General features: G+C 34.5%; 1 pseudogene. It reads right to left on the bottom strand.

The annotated features are described in order from the left end of the window. Window positions 1–299, bottom strand: a pseudogene (locus ACFIK8_RS12200) (hypothetical protein); the annotation flags it as partial. Between the last annotated feature and the right edge of the window lie 324 nt (window positions 300–623).

Raw genomic sequence — 623 nt, 5'->3', positions numbered from 1 at the left:
AAACAGTTCGGTCAACATTTTCAAAACCCATCTGATAAAAGCCACCATCATCAACAAAAAAACGCATCACTGCTACAAAAGGCTATCGCTTCTGCACTCCTCGCACCGCGCTTGTCCTGTATCTTTTAGAAACTGAAGATAATCTTAGAGCCCCGAATAAAAGAACCTGCATAGATTGCCGAATGCATAAAGATGATTGGATTTGTTGTTTCTGTTGCCCCCTACAGTTTCATCATCAGGGAAGTCTTGGTAAAATTCTTCTCACCAACCATCCAATATATGGTATCACTCAAACCTGACGCGGTTTGCATAATCTGTTTTGTAGATTCACGGTTCCTTGGAAAAGCAAAGCGTGTATCACAGTTAAAGTCAATTAACGGATTTTTTTTAAGCTATAATTTTTTTTAAATACTATCGTTATGTGTAACATATTTATTGATAATTGTAACTTATTATATTGTATTGTATATGATATAAAATTTTTCAGTTTACTATGATAAAGGTATTTTAAAACAAAGGGTTAAAATCTCTTTTAGAAACAGGGGAAAGCAAAACTGATAACAAATTTCAGCAGTGAATAATACGACATTTGGATACTCCTGAAGCAGCCTCTCAATTAAGTG

It is taken from the genome of Bartonella sp. MR168JLCBS (assembly GCF_042194175.1).
Note: the sequence above shows the minus strand (reverse complement) of the source record. Positions and strands in the feature narration are given on the sequence as shown.